This window comes from Acidovorax facilis, from assembly GCF_050626955.1.
Lineage (GTDB): Bacteria > Pseudomonadota > Gammaproteobacteria > Burkholderiales > Burkholderiaceae_C > Acidovorax > Acidovorax facilis.
Map to the genome: position 1 here is coordinate 4,348,562 of NZ_CP192460.1, position 18,716 is coordinate 4,367,277.

The following is an 18,716-nucleotide window of genomic DNA, read 5'->3' on the forward strand; positions in this document are numbered from 1 at the left end:
TCAGGCCTTGGAAGTGGTTTTGCTGTCGGTCACACGCAGCACGGTGGCGTAGCCGGTGTCGCCGGCCGCGCAGCCGGTGAACAGGCCCACGCCGCCGCCGCGCAGCACCAGCTCTTCGATCAGTTCGATGATGGCGCGCATGCCGGTGGGTGCCTGGGGGTGGCCCCAGATGATGGAGCTGCCGTAGTTGTTCATGCGCTCCCAGGCAAAGCCGGTGTCGCGCGCCAGGGCGATGTCGTTCACGGCGAAGGGGTTGTGCGTCTTGATGGCCACCACGTCGCTGATGGAAAGGCCCGCGTTCTTGAGCGCGTTGAACGCGGCAGGCGACGGTGCCATGGGCATGTAACCCGCCTCCACGCGCGCCATGCCAAAGCCCAGGATCTCCACTTCGATGCCGGGGTCGGTGGCTACGGCGCGGGCCCGTTCGCGGGTAGTGACAATGGCGCCCGCGTTGCCGTCGGCCGGATGCGTCTGGCCGCCAAAGGTCACCGTGCCGCCTTCCTTCACGGGCTTGAGCTTGGCCAGGCCTTCGGCGGTGGTGGGGAAGATGCCTTCGTCGGTACTGAGCGTGCCGGTCTGCTTGCGGAATTTGGAGTCGGTGACGGGCACATCGGCCATGTAGCGCTTTTGGAAGGCGCGGTCGTTGGCCAGCGCCTCCTGGTACTGGTGGTAGCGGTGCAGCTTGAGCGCATGCTGCTCTTCGGTGCTGATGCCATAGCGCGCCGCCACGTTCTCGCCGGTCTGCAGCATGGGGTTCTTGGCATACGGGTCGTGGCCCATGTTGTCGGGCACCCAGTGCTCGGTAATGCCATAGCCGCCCGTGCCGCTGGAGTCGGGGTAGTACACCACCGGCCCGTTGGACTGGCGGTCGGCCATCACCAGCAGCGCGCTGGTGGCCGTGCCGCAGGCCACCTCTTGTGCAGCCATCTGCAGCGCGCGCACACTGGTGGCGCAGGCCTGCTGCACCGTGGGCCCGGCCACACGGTCGATACCCATCATGCCGGTGACCCAGGGCAGGCCGTAGAAGCTGCCCTTTTGCGGGTTGGTGATCCCGAGGATCGCCAGGTCCACCGCCGTCAGGTCGTAGCCCCGCGCGGCGAGCGCCTGCTTGCCTACGGCGGCGGCCAGCGGCAGCGCGTTTAGGTTGGCCAGCGTGCCCTGCCACTTGGCAAACGGGGACGACCAGTAGATACCGTAGGGGATGAAGGCGTTCATGACAGGGTCCTTGCTTGGATTGCGCACCAATTTTAGTTATTTATCATAACCATATGAGTCGCTTGAAAAGCTAGGGAAACCCCCTAGCAAAGAGCGGCCTTGCGGTCTTGTTTTAGTTATTTTTGATAACCATAATTTCCCTAACTCACTCACACCACCATGACCAAGAACTCCGACATCTCCCTTGAAATCCGTGGCGAACGCGAGGAAATCGCGGTCATCCGCCTCACCCGCCCCGCCAAGCGCAATGCCTTGAACGACGGCCTGATCCTGGCGCTGCGCGACGTGATGGACAACCTGCCCGCAAGCGTGGGCGCCGCCGTGATCGATGGCGATGGCGAGCACTTCTGCTCGGGCCTCGACCTCTCGGAGCTGAAAGAGCGCGACGCGGGCCAGGGCCTGCACCACTCGCGCATGTGGCATGCAGCGCTGGACCGCGTGCAGTTCGGCCCCGTGCCCGTGGTGGCCGCGCTGCACGGCGCGGTGGTGGGCGGCGGGCTGGAGCTGGCCAGCGCCTGCCACATCCGCGTGGCCGATGAATCCACCTTCTACGCACTGCCCGAAGGCTCGCGCGGCATCTTTGTGGGCGGCGGCGGTGCGGTGCGCATCCCGCGCCTGATCGGCACGGCCCGCATGACCGACATGATGATGACCGGCCGCGTCTACAACGCCGTGGACGGCGAGCGTGTGGGTTTTGCCCAATACCTCGTGCCCACCGGCACCGCATTCGACAAGGCCTTTGAGCTGGCCCAGCGCATTGCGCAGAACGCACCGCTGACCAACTACGCACTCATGCACGCGCTGCCCCGCATTGCCGAGCAGCCGTCCGACCAGGGCCTGATGACCGAAGCCATGATGGCCGCCATTGCCCAGAGCGCGCCCGAAGCCAAGGCCCGCGTGCGCGCCTTCCTCGACGGCAAGGCAGCCAAGGTCCAGAAGGCCTGAAGATGCGAGCCCCCGCCCGCGCCAGTGAGTTCTTGAAAGCACCCATGATGGCAACCGCCCCCACCCCCCGCTACCGGCCGCTGCGCTTTGGCGTGACCGAGGTCACCACCCGCCAGGGCGACAACGGCGTGGTCTATGTGCGCGCCACGCAAGACCTGCAGCCCCACCCCGTGCGCCTGACCGACCGCCTGGCGCACTGGGCGCAGACGACGCCCGACCGCACCTGGATGGCGCAGCGTGTGAAGAACGCCGACGGCAGCTTGGGCGACTGGCGCCACATCAGCTACCGCAAGGCATGGGACAGTGCATGCCGCATTGCACAGGCGCTGCTGGACCGCAACCTGAGCGCCGACCGCCCCGTGGTCATGCTCAGCGAAAACGATCTGGAGCACGCCCTGCTGTCGCTGGGCTGCCTGGTGGCGGGCGTGCCGCAGTGCACCGTGTCCGCCGCCTACTCCACCGTGAGCAAGGACTACGACAAGCTGCGCCACGCCATCGACACCCTCACGCCCGGCCTGGTGTTTGCGAGCAGCGGCGAGCGCTTTGCCGCCGCCATCAACGCCACCGTGGGCGCCGACGTAGAGGTGGCGCTGATCGAGGGCACCCTGCCCGGCCGCAGTACCACCCCATTCAGCGCGCTGCTGACCACCAAGGCCACGCCCGCAGTGGACGCCGCACACGCCGCCATCACGGGCGACAGCATCGCCAAGTTCATGTTCACCTCGGGCTCCACCAAGGCGCCCAAGGCCGTGATCATCACGCACGGCATGTGGGCCGCCAACCTGCAGCAGATGAACCAGTCCATGCCCGTGCTGGCCGAGGAAGACCTGGTGCTGGTGGACTGGCTGCCGTGGAACCACACCTTCGGCGGCAACCACAACTTCGGCATCGTCATCTACAACGGCGGCACGCTGTACCTGGACGAAGGCCGCCCCACGCCCGCGGGCATGGCCGAGACCATCCGCAACCTGCGCGAGATCGCGCCCACGGTGTACTTCAACGTGCCCACGGGCTTCGAGGTGCTGGCGCACACCATGAAGACCGACGCGCAGCTGCGCAAGAACCTGCTCAGCCGCGTGAAGATGTTCTTCTTTGCCGCTGCCGCACTCTCGCAACCCATCTGGGATGCCCTCTTTGAAGTGGCCGAGCAGGAGGTGGGCGAGCGCATCGTGATGAACACCGGCCTGGGCATGACCGAGGGCTGCCCCTTCTGCGTGGCCGTGAACAGCCCCAACGTGCAGGCAGGCGACATCGGCGTGCCCACGCCGGGCCTGGAGTTGAAGCTGGTGCCGATTGATGGCAAGGTCGAGGTGCGTTATCGCGGCCCCAACATCACGCAGGGCTACTGGCGCAACGCCGAGGCCACGCAAGAGGCGTTCGACGAAGAAGGCTTCTACTGCTCCGGCGACGCCGTGAAGTGGATCGACGAGACCGACCACAACAAGGGCCTGAAGTTCGACGGCCGCATTGCCGAGGACTTCAAGCTCTCCACCGGCACCTTCGTGAGCGTGGGCCCCATGCGCGCCAAGATCATCGCGGCCTGCGCACCCTATGTGCAGGATGCCGTCATCACCGGCATCAACCTCAAGGAAGTGGGCGCGCTGCTGATCCCCACGCCCCATATCCGCACATTGGCGGGGCTGCCCAGCGACGCCAGCCTGCCACAGGTGCTGGAGAGCGCGCCAGTGCAGCAGCACTTTCAGCAGGTGATCAACCAGCTGGCCGCACAAGCCACGGGCAGTGCCACGCGTGTGGCCCGCATGCACCTGATGGCCGAGCCGCCCTCGCTCGACAAGGGCGAGGTCACCGACAAGGGCTCCATCAACCAGCGCGCCGTGCTCAAACACCGCGCCAACCTGGTGGAAGCCATGCACGAAGGCAAGTTGCCATTCACCCTCGTGCCCCAGAAATGAATTGACCTGAACTGAACGACTACCCAAGGACACCACCATGCAGATTCAAGGACAAGCCGCCCTCGTGACCGGCGGCGCATCGGGCCTCGGTGAAGCCACCGCCCGCGCACTGGCCGCCCAGGGCGCCAAGGTCGCGGTGCTGGACCGCAATGCCGAACTGGCCGAGAAAGTGGCCAGCGAAATCGGCGGCGTGGCCTGCCCCTGCGACATCACCGACGCCGCCAGCGTGCAGGCCGCCATCGACAAGGCCGCCGCCGCCCACGGCCCCGCGCGCATTCTCATGAATGTTGCAGGCATCGGCAGCGCCAAACGCGTGGTGCAGCGCGATGGCAGTGCCGCGCCGCTGGAAGACTTTGTGCGCGTGGTCAACATCAACCTGATCGGCACCTACAACGTGAGTCGTTTGTTTGCCGCCGCCTGCAGCAAGCTCGACGTGCTGGACAACGGCGAGCGCGGCGTAATGATGTTCACCGCCTCCGTCGCCGCCTTTGACGGCCAGGTGGGCCAGCAGGCCTACAGCGCCTCCAAGGCGGGCCTGGCGGGCATGACCCTGCCCATGGCGCGCGACCTGGCACAGCACGCGATCCGCGTGTGCACCGTGGCGCCCGGCCTGTTTGCCACGCCGCTGATGAAGGAGCTGCCCGAGGCCGTGCAGCAGTCGCTGGCCGCCAGCATCCCCTTCCCGCCACGCCTGGGCAAGCCCGAGGAGTTTGCCGAGCTGGCTTGCCACATCGTGACCAACGGCCATCTCAACGGCGAAGTCATCCGCCTCGATGGCGCACTGCGCATGGCGCCGAGATGAGAAGCCCCCCTGAGTCGCTTCGCGCCATCCCCCCTGGGGGACGCCACCCGTGGCCTGGCAAGCCAGTTCCACGGTGGCGCTGGCTTATGCAGCGCCCGTTTGGAGCGCATCAGGAAATGCGTCGCCATTTGCCAGATAACGAGAGGGCGTGAAAAGCCCCGTTCCAATTTTTTGAGTTTTACCCCGTCATACCAGGAGACAACACCATGACCATCACCCGCCGACAACTCGTCCAGGCCTTTGGCGCCAGCGCCGCGCTGGGCGCCCTGCATCCCTTTGCTGCCCACGCCCAGGTGGACCAGGTGAAGGTGTATTTCGGCTTCCCCGCTGGCAGCTCGGGCGACACCGTGGCCCGTCGCGTGGCAGAAAAATGGGGCGGCAGCGCCTTCAGCAAGAACGCTGGCGTGGTGGAGAACAAGCCCGGCGCGGGCGGCCGCATTGCGCTGGAGACGCTGAAGGCAGCGCCCGCCGACGGCTCGGTGCTGGCGCTGGCGCAGGTCTCGGCCATTGCCAACTACCCGCACATCTACAGCAAGATGAACTACACCGACAAGGACTTCGCGCCCGTGTCGATTGCCGCCGTGATGCACCACGGCCTGGCCGTGGGCCCCATGGTGCCCGCCAGCGTGAAGAACGTGAAGGACTTCCTGGCCTGGGCCAAGGCCAACCCCAAGGACGCCAGCTACGGCTCGCCCGGCGCGGGCTCCACACCGCACTTCCTGGGTGCGCTGCTGGGCATCAACAGCGGCGTGGACCTGCGCCACGTGCCCTACCGTGGCTCCATCCCGGGCGTGACGGACGTGGTGGGCGGCCAGGTGGCTGCCATGGTCACGCCGCACGGTGACTTCATCGCCAACTACAAGGCGGGCAAGCTGCGCATCCTGGCCACCTCGGGCCCCAAGCGCTCGCAGTACGTTCCTGATGTGCCCACGTTCGCCGAGCAGGGCTTCCCCGAGCTGACCACCGAAGAATGGTTTGGCTTCTACGCCCCCGCCGCCACGCCCAAGCCCGTGATTGCCGCCGCCAACGCTGCCATCAACGCCGCCCTGAAGGAAAAGTCGGTCATCGACAGCCTGGCCATCGTGGGCCTGATGCCCCACGGCTCCACGCCCGAGGAACAAGCGCGCTGGCAGAAGGCCGAGTACGACACCTGGGGCCCGCTGATCAAGAAGATTGGCTTCACCGCAGATTCTTGAAGGTTGTGAATCCCCCCTGAGCGGCTTCGCCGCTTCCCCCCTTGGGGGGGACGCCACCAGCGCGGCGGGGCGGCCCTTGCGCGGTGGCCCTCGCCTGGGGGCGCGCCGGTATCGACAGGTGGCGGGCGCAACCCCCACACCCCACACGTTCGGGCTGAGCCTGTCGAAGCCAGCGCGCAAGCAGCCACCAGGCTTGTGCAGACGAAATTCAGAAGAAAACGGCCTCCAGCGCTTATCTATCAAGCGCCAATAGCTATCAAATAGTGAGCATTTAATGCAAGCACGCCAAGCCCTTGCCGACATCCAGCATCTGCTGACCCACGTGTTGCAGGCGCCCAGCCGCTGGCAGGCGCTGGCGCCGTTTGCCGACACCGATGGCGAGCTGGCTGCGCAGGTGTTGGACGAGGCCGCCAAGTTTGTGGACAGCGCCATCGCCCCGTTGCAGCGCACGGGCGATGAGGAAGGCTGCCGGTTTGACGCAGGCAAAGTGCACACGCCCGCAGGATTTCGCGATGCCTACCAGGCCTTCTGGCAGGCGGGCTGGCCGTCGCTGTCGTGCGCGCCCGAGGACGGCGGCCAGGGCCTGCCTGCGGTGCTGGAGTGTGTGCTGTTTGAATGGCTGGCCGGTGCCAACCACGGCTGGACCATGGCGCCCGGCCTGCTGCACGGCGCGTACGAGTGCATCAAGCACCACGCCAGCGACGAACTCAAGGCGCAGTACCTGGAGAAGGTCGCCACCGGCGAATGGCTGGCCACCATGTGCCTGACCGAAGCCCACGCGGGCAGCGACCTGGGCCTGGTGCGCACACGCGGCGTGCCGCAGCCCGACGGCAGCGCGCGGGTGAACGGCAGCAAGATTTTTATCTCCGGCGGCGAACACGACCTGACCGACAACATCGTGCACCTGGTGCTGGCACGCCTGCCCGATGCACCGGCGGGCCCCAAGGGGCTGTCGCTGTTCCTCGTACCGAAAGTGCTCCCAGACGGCAGCCGCAATGCCGTGGTGTGCGAGCGCATCGAAGAAAAGATGGGCCTGCACGGCAGCCCCACCTGCGTGATGCGCTTTGACGACGCCACCGGCTGGCTGGTGGGCGAGCCGAACAAGGGCCTGAACGCCATGTTCGTGATGATGAACGCCGCCCGCCTGCACGTGGGCCTGCAGGGCATCGGCCTGCTCGAAGCCGCCTGGCAAAAGGCCAGCGCCTATGCGGCCGAGCGCCGCCAGATGCGCGCACCCGGCGCCAAAGACACCAGCCTCATCCACGACCACCCCGCTATCCGCCGCATCCTGCACACGCAGCGCGCCTGGATCGACGGCGGGCGCGTGCTGGCTTACCACACCGCCCTGCAGCTCGATGTGGCCAAGCACAGCACCGACGCGGGCGAGCGCGCCGCCGCCCAGCGCTGGTGTGCACTGGTCACGCCCGTGCTCAAGGCCGCACTCACCGACCAGGGCTTCCACGGCGCCAGTGCCTGCCTGCAGGTGTTTGGTGGCCACGGCTATGTGCGCGAATGGGGCATCGAGCAGATCGTGCGCGATGCGCGCGTGGCGATGATCTACGAGGGCACCAACGAGATCCAGGCGATTGACCTGCTGGTGCGCAAGGTGCTGGCCGATGGCGGCCAGGGCCTGGCAACGCTGCTGACCACACTGCCCGGCACAGCGCCCAGCCCTGCGGCCAGCGCACGCCGCCATGCGCTGGTGGAGATCACACAGACGCTGGCGATTGCCGCCCAGTCCGACGCCGAGTTGCCCTACTGGGTGGCCGACGACTACCTGCGCGCTGTGGCGCTGGTGCTGCTGGACTGGGCCTGGCAGCGCATTGCCGCCGCCAGCAACACGCCGCGCTGGCAAGAGCCTGCCAACGCCTTCGCACAGTGGGTACTGCCTGAGTTCGAGATGCGCGCGGCCATCATCCGCCAACGCATCACCCAGGCGTTCGAATCTTTGCCAAGAAAAGCCGCTACCGCCTGATAGGCAAGCGCCATCAGCTATTGATTCAGTAGCAACCAGACGATCTCCCGCTTTCCCTCCCACAGCGTGTTGAGGCCGCGCTGCGGGATTCCTTGCGCCTCAAAAAAATGGAGACAACAGCATGAACCGTACGAAAAGAAGAATGCGATTGCACCCTCTCGCACTGTCGGCCCTGCCGGTGGCGCTACTCATGGGTTGCGGCGGGGGGTCGTCGGACGCGGGGTTGCCGCAGCTGAGCGCGGCCACACCGGGCACGCTGGCCACGTGCTCTGACCTGGCCAGCAAGTTCACCCACCCCAACACGCAGATCAGCCTGGCCGAGCCGGTGGCTGCAGGGGCACTGACCCGTGGCGATGCTCCCATGCCCGCACACTGCCTGGTGCGCGGCGAGATGTTTCCCCGCATCAGCCCGCAGGACGGCCAGCGCTATGCCATTGCCTTTGAAATGCGTATGCCGCTGGCCTGGAATGGCCGGTTCTTCTACCAGGCCAACGGCGGCTCTGACGGCGTGCTCTGGCCCGCAATTGGCTCCCAGACCGGGCCGCAGCCCACCGTGGCGCTGCAGCAAGGCTTTGCAGTCATCAGCTCTGACGCCGGCCACGCCGGACAGGGGAACATGACTTTTGGTATCGATGCCCAGGCCCGGCTGGACTACGGCTACCAAGCGGTGGCCAAGCTGACCCCGATGGCAAAGGACCTGATCGCTTCGGCCTACGGCAAAAAACCCGACCGCTCCTACATCGGCGGCTGCTCCAATGCCGGCCGCCACACCTTCGTGGCAATGACCCGGATGCCGGGTGAATACGACGGCTACCTGGCTGGCGCCCCCGGCTACCGCCTGCCGCTGGCGGCCATCGCCAACCAGTTCGGCGCCAAGCAGTACGCGACCATCGCAACCGACCCAGCGGACTTGTCCACCGCTTTTACGAGCACCGAGCGGGCTATGGTCTCTGCCAAGGTGCTTGAAAAGTGCGATGCGCTGGACGGGGCTAAGGACGGCATCGTGCAAGACACTGCGGCCTGCCAGGCCAACTTCGACTTCCAGCGCGACATTCCGTCGTGCTCTGGCGCGCGGGACGGCAGCTGCCTGACGCCCGCCCAGAAGACGGCCATCGCGCCCATCTTCTCGGGCGCGGTGGACAGCAAGGGCAACAAGTTCTACGCGAGCTTCCCCTTCGACACTGGCCACAACGCTGCGGACTCGTCGTTCTGGGAGTTCTTCGTCTCCACCAATATCGACCCCGCGATGACTGCCATGACCTGGGGCTCGCCGCCAGTGTCCCCCACAGGCTTCAGCGCCCCAGCGTTTGCATTGAATACACCCATCGACACCATGCTCACCTCGGTGGCTGCGACCAGCGGCGTGTACACCGAATCGGGCTTGGCATTCATGCAGCCCGTCAACCCTACCAATCTGGCCACGCTCAAGCAACGCGGCGCCAAGGTCATGGTCTACCACGGTGTGAGCGACCCGATCTTCTCGGCCAACGACACGGCCAGCTGGTATGAGGGCCTGCGCACAAACAACAGCGGCGACGCATCGAACTTCGCGCGGTACTACCCCGTGCCCGGCATGTCGCATTGCGGCATGGGCCCGGCCACCGACCAGTTCGACATGCTGACCTCGCTGGTCAACTGGGTGGAAAAAGGCCAGGCGCCCGATAGCGTGGTTGCAGGGGTAAGAGCAGCGGGCAATGTGGCCGGCGCCAATCCCGAGCTGCCCGCCAGCTGGTCTGCCAACCGCACCCGCCCGCTGTGCGCTTACCCCAAGGTGGCGCGCTACAACGGCACGGGTGATATCGAAAGCGCCAGCAGCTTCAGCTGCAAGTAGTGCCCCGGCCCTGGCCACTGCGGCCAGGGCCTTTTTTGACTGCGCCCTTCCCCCGCCCACCTGGAGACATCGCATGCCACACCCCCTCCCGCGCACCCTCCCCCTGTCGGCCCTGGCCATGGCTCTGGGCACCGCCACGCTGCTGGCGGGCTGCGCCAGCGCACCGCGCACCACGCCCCCACCGCAGCTCGGCGCCGCCACACCCGCCACGCTGAAAAACTGCACCACGCTGGCCCAGAGCCTCGCGCTGCCCGACACGCGCATCACCTCGGCAGAGATGGTGGCCGAGGGCCCAATCACGCTGCAGGGCAACACCACCCAGGCACCGGCGCACTGCCTCGTCAAAGGCAAGATGAAAGAGCGCACCGGCCCCGTGGACGGTGCCAGCTATGCCATTGGTTTTGAGATGCGCCTGCCGCAGAACTGGAACGGCCGCTTTCTGCACCAGGCCAACGGCGGGCTGGACGGCAGCGTGGTGACCGCGCTCGGCGCGGTGAGCGGCGCCGCGCCCGTGGCCCCCGGCCTGGTGCAAGGCTTTGCGGTGCTCAGCTCTGACGCGGGCCACGGCGCACCCACGCCCTTCTTTGGGCTGGACCCCCAGGCCCGGCGCGACTACGGCTATCAGGCCGTGGGCACCCTCACGCCCATGGCCAAAGACCTGATCAAGGGCGCCTACGGCAAAGGCCCCGACCGCTCGTACATCGCAGGCTGCTCCAACGGCGGGCGCCACGCCATGGTGGCCGCATCGCGCTATGCAGACCAGTACGACGGCGTGCTGGCGGGCAACCCCGGCTTCAGCCTGCCCAAGGCCGCCACCGCGCAGCTGTGGAAGGCCCAGCAATACGCCAAGGCATCCCCCGCCGGAGCCAACGGCCAGCCCGACCTGACCAAGGCCGTGAGCCCCGCCGAATTCCAGCTCATCGGCCGCAAGATCGTGGAGCGCTGCGACGCGCTGGACGGCGCCACCGACGGCCAGGTGAACGACGTGCATGCCTGCCAGGCCGCATTCAACCTGCAACGCGACGTGCCCACCTGTACCGCTGCCAATACTGCGCGGGATGGATCGTGCATCTCTGCCGAGCAAAAGAACGTGCTGGCCAACATCTTTGCCGGGCCCAAGAACAGCAAGGGCGAAGCCCTGTACACCGGCACCTGGTTCGACCCCGGCGTGGCGGGCAGCAACTTTGCGTTCTGGCACTTCAACGCGCCCACCACGCGCGACGCGGGGGCCGTGGCCTTCTTGTTCACCACCCCGCCCTCCACCCTGGACGCCTTCAAGGCCACCACCGGCCTGCAGTACGCGCTGAACTTCAGCATGGACGCGGACTACCCCAAGATGTTCGCCACCACGCCGGTCTACACCGAGTCATCCTGGTCGTACATGACGCCCCCCAACGCGGCTGACCTGAGCGCACTGCGCAACCGGGGCGCCAAGATGATGGTCTACCACGGCGTGGCCGACGGCGTGTTCTCGCCCATCGACACCGCCCACTGGATGGACCGCGTGCAGGCAAGCCACGGCGGCAAGGCCGACGACTTCGCCCGCCTGTACCTGGTGCCCGGCATGAACCACTGCTCCGGCGGCCCCGCCACCGACCAGTTCGACATGCTGGCCCCGCTGGTGGCGTGGGTGGAACAAGGCAAGGCGCCCGAGAGCGTGACGGCGAACGCGCGTGGCGCGGGAGCCAAGGTGGTGAATGCCGAGCTGCCTGCCAGCTGGTCTGCCAACCGCACCCGGCCGCTGTGTGTGTACCCCAAGGTGGCACGGTACAACGGGACGGGGGATGTGGAGAGTGCGAGCAGTTTTAGCTGCAAGTGAGGGGAGATTGAAAGTGGGAAGCCCGGCTTGTGCCGGGCCTTTTTTTGTACGAGGGTTTGACTAAAGTTTCTGGGTGGTGACTTAGCAAGCGTTTATCCTTCTGCAGCCAGCGTTCTTACCAGTGACAATCTGCCTAAGTTGCTGGTATCAATACACGACTCGTTGCGGTCATTCGGTAGGCAACTGATAGACAGGTTGTTTTCTTAGAATAGGTCTATGGCCCACCCTCACGCTCTTATTAACCCAGCAATGCTTCGCTGGGCACGTGGTCGTGTCGGTCTCGATGTGAGCGAGGCAGCGATAGCGGTTGGCGTTAAACCGGAGCAGTTCCAACGCTGGGAAGAAGGTGACTCTCAACCGACCTTCCGACAAGCCCAGCAAGTCGCAAATGCGCTGCATGCGCCGTTCGGTTATTTCTTCTTGAACGAGGCCCCTGCCGAGGAGCCTGTGTTGCCTGACCTTCGTACCGTTGGCGGAGCCCCAGCCGGCAAACCCAGTGTCGACCTCACGGAAACTGTCCAGCACGCAATGCAGCGGCAGGCTTGGTTCGTCGAGTACCTTCAAGATCAAGGTGCGCAGCCTTTGCCCTTCGTGGGCCGTTTCAACACGAGTGCCAACGTAGTAAAGGTAGCGCAAGACATTCGCACCGTGCTCAAAGTCGATGTCGAGCAAGGGCAACGCAGTTGGGAAACGTACTACCGGGAGTTGATCGAAGCTGCTGAACGCGCTGGGGTACTGGTGATGCGTAGTGGCATCGTCGGAAATAACACCCGTCGGAAGCTCGACGTAGGTGAGTTCCGAGGCTTTGCGATCTGCCACCCGCTGGCCCCTGTCGTCTTCATTAACTCTGCCGATGCACCTTCCGCCAGACTCTTTACGCTTTTGCACGAACTCGCCCATATCTGGCTCGGCAGTAGCGGAATTTCCAACGTTGCGCCCGGCGGTACACGCCGCGAGGAGATCGCCAGCAACGCTATTGCAGGTGAATTCTTGGCCCCGACGGACATCTTCGCCAAGCTGTGGGCTGTTGGTGCTCAAGACCTTGCCGTACGCGTGGCCGAGCTTACGCACAGCTTCCATGTGAGCCGATTTGTAGTTATTCGCCGGGCTTTGGACCTAGGCCTCGTCAGTCAGGCAACTTACTCTGCCTTTTACCGAGCAGAGCTTGACGCTTTCCGCACCGAAGAGGGCGGCGGCGGTAGTTTCTATCGAAATGCTGGGGCTAAGAACAGCGCTCGCTTCGCCCGAGCAGTTATTGCAGAAGCGTTCAGCGGCCGCTTACTCCTTCGCGATGCCGGCAGGCTTTTGGGTGTTCAACCATCGAAGATCCGTGACTTCGCAGGACAGCTTGGCGCATGACCTATCTACTTGACACCAATACGCTGATCGAAGCGAAGAATCGCTATTACCGCATGACCACTTGCCCAGCTTACTGGAGCTGGGTGCAACGCAGCCATCACGCTGGAGTCGTGGTCAGTATTGAGCCAGTTGGTGCTGAACTCAGGCGCGGGAACGACGAGCTCGCGGAGTGGGCAAAGAACCAAAACGGGCTGTTCCTACCTGTTTCAGATGAAGCGACACAGCAGGCCTTCGCCCATGTCGCTGCATATGTTGCCTCACAAGCCGTGATGATGAAAACAGGTGCGATGGAGGAATTTCTCGGTGGCGCAGACCCTTGGCTTCTCGCAAAGGCGATGACTATTCCCGGCGCTATCGTGGTAACGCATGAGCAGTTCAACCCTCAACTGCGCCGCAAATACAGCATCCCTAACGTCTGCGAGCCTTTTGGCGTGACGTGTATCGACACGTTTGAACTGCTCAGTCGAACTGACGCGCGCTTCGTCTTGGCCGACTGAAGCAGGTTAGGCGCCTTACAACCGCCTGTCCGTTTTGGTCCCTATCTACACATACCTCTTGAGGATGCCCACGCGACGAAACGTCACGACGGATGGAGTGTCGAACAGGGCGCGAAAGGCTTGCAAAGGTTGGTCCCATGCAAGCCTTTCTTTTCCCGGGGAGACAGCCGCCTACCCCGACTCGCCCGGTGTGCGTTCATGCGATTTGCTGGCTTCGTTCTTCGCCATCTTCCCTTGGTCGTAATGCCACTTGATGGCAAAGAACATGCCGGTGCCAAACACGGCCACCTTGAACACAATGAAGACTATCGGGACCCAATCCATTTTTGAGATTTTCCTGGCTGTTGATGGGCAGTCACTACCGTGAAGCACTCTGCCTCAAAACGCTGCGTCAGCAGCTTCATCGTGTTCAAGCCATCGTCGAATCGCACCTCGACACCGTTGGGCAAATGATCTGAAAACTTGGTGCGATGCTATCGGGCCTGCTGTGTGGGCGTAAGCATCAGTTCTGCCTAAATTTTGCGTAGCAGATGGAGGTCGCTGTGCAAGGCAACTGCCTGGAAAGCGGCTTTGTGATTGGGGCTGTGTGTGACCACTATGCGCGGGCCATGGTGCGCGCCGAGAGTGAGCAGGCGGATCGCCGGTTGCACGCAACGCCGACCGCGCGCACACAAAAAAGGCTTGCATAAGGGAACCCCATGCAAGCCTTTGATTGAGCGGCAGTGCTATTGCCGGATGCTCAGAACGGCAACCCCACGTAGTTCTCTGCCAGCGAGCCCAGCGCCTTTTCCGACGAGAACAGGTACGCCAAGTCCGTGTCCTGCAGCTTCTGGTCGTAGGTCAGCGACTCGGGGAAGGTGTGCAGCATGGTCGTCATCCACCATGAGAAGCGCTGGGCCTTCCATACGCGGGCCAGGGCCTTCTCGGAGTATTTGTCCAGGCCGGTGCTGTCGCCATTCTTGTAGTGCGCGACCATGGCGTGGTACAGGTAGTAGATGTCGGATGCCGCGCTGTTCAGGCCCCGTGCGCCGGTGGGCGGCACGATGTGGGCCGCGTCGCCGGCCAGGAACAGGTTGCCGTAGCGCATCGGCTCGGCCACGAAGGAGCGCAGGGGGGCGATGGACTTTTCGATGGAGGGGCCCGTGGTGAGCTGTGCGGCCACCTCGGCGGGCAGGCGGCGTTTCAGTTCGGCCCAGAAGGCTTCGTCGGACCAGTCTTCCACCGTGTCGGTCAGCGGCACCTGGATGTAGTAGCGGCTCAGCACCTGCGAGCGCAGCGAGCACAGCGCAAAGCCGCGCTCATGTTTAGCGTAGATCAGCTCGGGCGAGACGGGCTTGGTGCGCGAGAGCACGCCCAGCCAGCCAAACGGATACACCTTCTCGTATTCCTTGAGCACGTCGCGCGGGATGGACTTGCGGCTCACGCCGTGAAAGCCGTCGGCGCCAATGACGAAGTCGCAGTCGATGCGCACCACTTCGTCGCCACTGCGGTAGGTGACGTACGGGTTGGCGCTTTTGAGGTCGTGCGGCTGCACGTCTTCGGCGTTGTGGATGACGATGCCCTTCATGCGGTCGCGCGCTTCGTAGAGGTCGCGCGTCAGCTCGGTCTGGCCGTAGACCACCACCGAGCTGCCGCCGCTGTACTTGTGCAAATCGACCCGGTCCATCTTGCCGTCGTGGGCAATGATGAAGCCGTCGTGGATCTCGCCTTCCTTGTCCATGCGCTCGCCGCACTGGGCCTCGCGCATGAGCGCGGCAAAGCCGTGCTCCAGCACGCCGGCGCGGATGCGGCCGAGCACGTATTCGCGGCTTTGGCGCTCCAGCACGATGGTGTCGATGCCCTTGAGGTGCAAGAGCTGCGAGAGCATGAGGCCCGAGGGGCCTCCGCCAATGATGCAAACCTGGGTTTTCATGGTGTCTCCTTTGTGGCGAGCGGCTCACAAAACTCCCCTGGCGTTGTTGTCCTGCCTTGCCGTACTACTTGTACTGTCTGCGGCAGGACGCCTAGCCAGGGCCGCTTCGCTGAGTTGTGTGAGCCGCTCTGTTGGGTTGATGACATGGGTCAAAACGACCCCCCAAAGATACGTGGCACAGTCGCCGCGTTGAATGGACGGATGGAGCCAGAACATGCACTTTTCGAACATGGCCGAGAACCACAGCAGCATCCAGTCGTACAGCCTGTTCGGCGAGTCGCAGCACCTGCCCGACGTGCTGCACTGCGAGACGATTGCCGCGCGATCGGTGCTGCACGACTGGGAGCTGGCGCCGCACCGGCACACGCGGCTGCACCAGGTGCTGCTGATCGAATCGGGCGGTGGTGTGGCGCATCTGGATGGCGAGCAGCACAGGCTGGCCGCCGGTGCGCTCATCAACGTGCCGCCGGGCCATGTGCACGCGTTTCGGTTCACGCAGCACACGCAGGGCTGGGTGGCCACGCTGGCCGATGAATTGATGGACGAGATTTTTGTGCGCGTGGGCGATGTGCGGCGCGACCTGGCGCGGCCCGCCGTGGTCACCGCCAGCCCGCCCATCAGCCAGGCCATGGGGCAGATCTGGCAGGAGTTTTCAGGCCGCGCCAAGGCGCGTGCGCTGGTGCTGCGGGGCCTGAGCGCCACGCTGCTGGGCTGGGTGGCGCGGGCCATTGAGGACCACAGCCCGAGCGACACCGCTGCACCAGAGTCCAGCCTGGTGCAGCGGCTGGAGGCGCTGATCGAGGCGCATTTTCTGGAGCACTGGCAGGTGGCCGACTACGCGCGGGCGCTGGCCGTGTCGCCCACGCACATGAGCCGCGTGGCGCGGGCCACCACGGGCGTGTCGGCCCAGCGGCTGATCGAGGCGCGCCTGATGCGCGAGGCGCGGCGCAACCTGGCCTACACCCACCTGGGCGTGGCCACCATTGCCTACACGCTGGGCTATGCCGACCCGGCGTACTTCACCCGCGCCTTCACGCGCGATGCAGGCTTGTCGCCGCGCAGCTTTCGCGCGCAGGTTGCAGCATCGAGCCCGGGCCGCAGCATGTGAGCCCGGTGACACGCTGCTGACACTGCGCTGTCAGCAGGCCGCCGCGACCATCAAGGCTTCTTTTTTTGACTTTGCACACACAAGGAGCCTTTGCATGAAAAACGCTATCGCCTGGTTTGAAATCCCCACCACCCAACTCGACCGCGCCCAGACTTTTTATGAAGCCGTGCTGGGCCAGCCCCTGCGCCGCGAGAACATGGGGCCCAGCGAAGGTGCTGTGTTTCACTACGACGGCGCAGCAGACGGCGTGGGCGGCGCGTTGATGATGGGCCCGACGGCACCGCAGGTATCGGGCAGCGGCACACTGGTGTACCTGGACGCTTCGCCCTCGCTCGACGCCGCGCTGGAGCGCGCCGTAGCCCAGGGCGGCCAGGTAGCACTGCCCCGCCAGGCATTGCCACCGGGCATGGGGTTCTTTGCGCACATCCATGACCTGGATGGCAACCGCGTGGGTTTGCACGCACTTTCTTGAAGAAGGGACAACCGCATGGAAACACAGGAACTGCACCGAGGCCGTCTGATTGACCACATTCAGCTCGTCGTGCGCGATCTGGCGGCCAGCCAGGCGTTTTACACAGCCGCGCTGGGGGCGCTGAAGGTGCCGATGGGTGGCGCTGACGAGGGCTATTTCTGGGCGGACGAGCTGTTTGTGTCGTCCGCCGACAGCCCTGCCGCGCAAGGCCACCTCACCGGCCGCACGCACCTGGCCTTTCAGGCGCAGGACCGGGCAATGGTGGATGCCTTCTACCAGGCCGCACTGGCCCACGGCGGCACCGACAACGGCGCACCGGGCGAACGCCCCTACCACCCGGGCTACTACGCCGCCTTTGTGCTGGACCCGGATGGCAACAACATCGAGGCCGTGTTCCATGGTGACGCGCAGCGCAGTGCGGCGTCGGTGAAGATCACGTTCTGAAGGGTGGGTCAGCCCGCCTCCGGGCGGGCCAGGCCGCGCAGCGGGATGGGCGTGGAGAACACGATGGACGTGCGTGTTTCGCCATAGCCATTGATGTCGCCCAGAAAGCGCTCCAGATCGGGCAGGTCGCGCGCCACGACCTGCATCACATACGAGTCGTAGCCGCTGACGTGGTGGCATTCGAGCACCTGGGGCGACTGACGCAGCTTGTCGATCAGCGCCTTCTTGCCGGGCTGCGGCACGTTGATGCCCACCACGGCGCGCACGCCGTAGCCGACTTTGGCGGGGTCGATGTCGGCATGCACGCCGCGCACCACGCCCGCCTCTTGCAGGCGGCGCAGGCGCTCGAGCGTGGCGGGCACCGACAGGCCCACGGCCTCGGCAAGTTCCTTGAGCGAGGCGCGGCCATCGGCCTGTAGCGCGCTGATCAGGCGCCAGGCTTTGTCATCGACTTCCATAAAAGCCTTTATCGGTTGGCACAGAAAAAAACGAACCCATTTTCTGGATTCGCCGAATTTTCTGCATTCTCCACCGCCAGCCATCGCCCTAGCATCGGTGCATGGACTTGACCTCAATCACCGTGTTTCTGCAAGCCGCCGTCATCGGCGTGCTCATCGCGGCCCCTGTGGGCCCCATTGGCCTGTTGACCATGCAACGCACCCTGGAGCGGGGCCTGGCAGCCGGGCTGGCCACCGGCCTGGGCGCCGCTGCGGCCGATGCGGTGTATGGCGCCGTGGGCGCCTTCAGCGTGCGCTGGCTCATCGATGGGCTGACGCAGGCCAAGACGCCGCTGGCGCTGGGCGGTGGCGCACTGCTGCTGGTGCTGGCCTGGCGCACCTGGCACGCGCCGGTGGCCCACACCGCAGCCCCGGCCCGCGATGCGCGGGGGCTGCTGGGCCTGGCGGCCGGCACGTTTGCGCTGACGCTGGCCAACCCGGCCACCATCGTGTCGTTCATTGCGGTGTTTGGCTCGCTGGGCGGCGGCCGGCCCAGCCTGCCATCGCCGCTGTGGATGGTGGCGGGCGTGCTGGTGGGGTCTGCCGCCTGGTGGCTGCTGCTGACCGGCGCGATTGCCTACCAACGGCAGCGCTTCACGCCGGCCTGGCGCCAGCGCATCAACCGGGCCTCGGCCCTGCTGCTGGGCGGGTTTGCGTTGTGGCAGTGGGGGCAGCTGATCTAAGTACCTCTGCGCTGCTGACTGAGATGCTGCAAAGGTACTGACACTGCG

The 18,716-nt window shown here is 65.2% G+C and carries 17 protein-coding genes; 13 read left to right on the forward strand and 4 right to left on the reverse strand.

Features of this window, described 5'->3' with window-relative positions; genetic code table 11:
• Nucleotides 1-1,215 carry a thiolase family protein gene (locus ACQ4MJ_RS19950; protein WP_431151533.1) on the reverse strand — a complete coding sequence of 405 codons (1,215 nt, stop codon included), beginning with the start codon at nt 1,213-1,215 and terminating at the stop codon, nt 1-3.
• 159 nt (nt 1,216-1,374) lie between these two features.
• On the opposite strand from ACQ4MJ_RS19950, the gene ACQ4MJ_RS19955 reads away from it, so the two are divergent.
• The 9 genes from ACQ4MJ_RS19955 to ACQ4MJ_RS19995 all read left to right on the forward strand — a co-directional run bounded on the left by ACQ4MJ_RS19955 (nt 1,375) and on the right by ACQ4MJ_RS19995 (nt 13,552).
• Nucleotides 1,375-2,160, forward strand: coding sequence for a crotonase/enoyl-CoA hydratase family protein (locus ACQ4MJ_RS19955; RefSeq protein WP_055399790.1), 786 nt, complete (start codon nt 1,375-1,377; stop codon nt 2,158-2,160).
• Nucleotides 2,161-2,204: 44 nt separating this feature from the next.
• On the forward strand, nt 2,205-4,073 hold the full coding sequence (locus ACQ4MJ_RS19960; RefSeq protein WP_431151532.1) for a feruloyl-CoA synthase: 1,869 nt from the start codon (nt 2,205-2,207) through the stop codon (nt 4,071-4,073).
• Nucleotides 4,074-4,110: 37 nt separating this feature from the next.
• A complete protein-coding gene (locus tag ACQ4MJ_RS19965) occupies nt 4,111-4,875 on the forward strand; it encodes an SDR family NAD(P)-dependent oxidoreductase (protein ID WP_431151531.1) in 765 nt (254 codons plus the stop codon).
• Between the two features lie 206 nt (nt 4,876-5,081).
• Entirely contained in the window at nt 5,082-6,071 is a 990-nt protein-coding gene (locus tag ACQ4MJ_RS19970) for a Bug family tripartite tricarboxylate transporter substrate binding protein (protein WP_055399779.1), read from the forward strand.
• 274 nt (nt 6,072-6,345) lie between these two features.
• Nucleotides 6,346-8,046 (forward strand): acyl-CoA dehydrogenase family protein, encoded by a 1,701-nt coding sequence (locus tag ACQ4MJ_RS19975; protein WP_431151530.1) that lies wholly within the window; start codon nt 6,346-6,348, stop codon nt 8,044-8,046.
• A gap of 121 nt (nt 8,047-8,167) precedes the next feature.
• On the forward strand, nt 8,168-9,877 hold the full coding sequence (locus ACQ4MJ_RS19980) for a tannase/feruloyl esterase family alpha/beta hydrolase (RefSeq protein ID WP_431151529.1): 1,710 nt from the start codon (nt 8,168-8,170) through the stop codon (nt 9,875-9,877).
• A gap of 73 nt (nt 9,878-9,950) precedes the next feature.
• Entirely contained in the window at nt 9,951-11,696 is a 1,746-nt protein-coding gene (locus ACQ4MJ_RS19985) for a tannase/feruloyl esterase family alpha/beta hydrolase (RefSeq protein ID WP_431151528.1), read from the forward strand.
• Between the two features lie 216 nt (nt 11,697-11,912).
• Nucleotides 11,913-13,055 (forward strand): helix-turn-helix domain-containing protein, encoded by a 1,143-nt coding sequence (locus tag ACQ4MJ_RS19990; RefSeq protein ID WP_431151527.1) that lies wholly within the window; start codon nt 11,913-11,915, stop codon nt 13,053-13,055.
• Complete coding sequence (locus ACQ4MJ_RS19995) at nt 13,052-13,552, forward strand: DUF4411 family protein (protein WP_431151526.1); 501 nt, start codon at nt 13,052-13,054, stop codon at nt 13,550-13,552. Before ACQ4MJ_RS19990 ends, ACQ4MJ_RS19995 begins: the two co-directional genes overlap by 4 nt.
• A gap of 171 nt (nt 13,553-13,723) precedes the next feature.
• On the opposite strand, the gene ACQ4MJ_RS20000 is transcribed toward ACQ4MJ_RS19995, so the two are convergent.
• Together ACQ4MJ_RS20000 and pobA are read right to left on the reverse strand one after the other, a co-directional pair.
• On the reverse strand, nt 13,724-13,876 hold the full coding sequence (locus tag ACQ4MJ_RS20000; protein ID WP_431151525.1) for a hypothetical protein: 153 nt from the start codon (nt 13,874-13,876) through the stop codon (nt 13,724-13,726).
• A gap of 415 nt (nt 13,877-14,291) precedes the next feature.
• On the reverse strand, nt 14,292-15,464 hold the full coding sequence (gene pobA, locus ACQ4MJ_RS20005) for a 4-hydroxybenzoate 3-monooxygenase (RefSeq protein ID WP_431151524.1): 1,173 nt from the start codon (nt 15,462-15,464) through the stop codon (nt 14,292-14,294).
• 214 nt (nt 15,465-15,678) lie between these two features.
• Between pobA and ACQ4MJ_RS20010 the strand changes: the two genes are divergently transcribed.
• From ACQ4MJ_RS20010 to ACQ4MJ_RS20020, 3 genes are all read left to right on the forward strand, one after another.
• A complete protein-coding gene (locus ACQ4MJ_RS20010; protein ID WP_431151523.1) occupies nt 15,679-16,572 on the forward strand; it encodes a helix-turn-helix domain-containing protein in 894 nt (297 codons plus the stop codon).
• A 94-nt stretch (nt 16,573-16,666) separates the two neighbouring features.
• Nucleotides 16,667-17,044 (forward strand): VOC family protein, encoded by a 378-nt coding sequence (locus tag ACQ4MJ_RS20015; protein WP_431151522.1) that lies wholly within the window; start codon nt 16,667-16,669, stop codon nt 17,042-17,044.
• 15 nt (nt 17,045-17,059) lie between these two features.
• Nucleotides 17,060-17,488 carry a VOC family protein gene (locus ACQ4MJ_RS20020; RefSeq protein WP_121507896.1) on the forward strand — a complete coding sequence of 143 codons (429 nt, stop codon included), beginning with the start codon at nt 17,060-17,062 and terminating at the stop codon, nt 17,486-17,488.
• An 8-nt stretch (nt 17,489-17,496) separates the two neighbouring features.
• On the opposite strand, the gene ACQ4MJ_RS20025 is transcribed toward ACQ4MJ_RS20020, so the two are convergent.
• Nucleotides 17,497-17,946, reverse strand: a complete 450-nt coding sequence (locus ACQ4MJ_RS20025; RefSeq protein WP_431151521.1) for an Lrp/AsnC family transcriptional regulator — start codon at nt 17,944-17,946, stop codon at nt 17,497-17,499.
• 101 nt (nt 17,947-18,047) lie between these two features.
• On the opposite strand from ACQ4MJ_RS20025, the gene ACQ4MJ_RS20030 reads away from it, so the two are divergent.
• Nucleotides 18,048-18,668 (forward strand): LysE family translocator, encoded by a 621-nt coding sequence (locus ACQ4MJ_RS20030; protein WP_431151520.1) that lies wholly within the window; start codon nt 18,048-18,050, stop codon nt 18,666-18,668.
• The last annotated feature ends 48 nt before the right edge of the window (nt 18,669-18,716 follow it).